This window comes from Rhodosalinus sp. FB01 (assembly GCF_041365715.1).
GTDB lineage: Bacteria > Pseudomonadota > Alphaproteobacteria > Rhodobacterales > Rhodobacteraceae > Rhodosalinus.
On the sequence record NZ_JBGFSH010000094.1, the window covers coordinates 1 to 360 of the forward strand.

At 71.1% G+C, this 360-nt stretch carries 1 protein-coding gene; it reads right to left on the minus strand.

What is annotated here, in order from left to right:
- The coding region (locus tag AB6A65_RS16745) for a malic enzyme-like NAD(P)-binding protein (RefSeq protein WP_371039509.1) at positions 1 to 360 on the minus strand (360 nt) is incomplete at both ends.

A 360-nucleotide genomic window follows, 5' to 3' on the forward strand; every position in this document is an offset into this window, starting at 1 on the left:
GTCGCCACCACGCCCGAGAGGCGCGGGTCGAAGGGCTTCGGGATCAGGTAGTCGCGCCCAAAGGTCAGCGCCTCGCCCCGGTAGGCGGCCGCCGTCTCGGCGCTCGTCGTCTGGCGCGCGATCTCGGCGATGCCCTCGATGCAGGCGATCTGCATGGCGTCGTTGATCTCGGTCGCGCCCGCGTCGAGCGCGCCGCGGAAGATGAAGGGAAAGCAGAGGACGTTGTTGACCTGGTTGGGGTAATCGCTCCGCCCGGTGGCGATGATCGCATCGGGGGCCACCGCGCGCGCCTCCTCCGGCATGATCTCCGGCACCGGGTTGGCGAGCGCGAAGAGGATCGGCGGCCCGGCCATGCGGGCC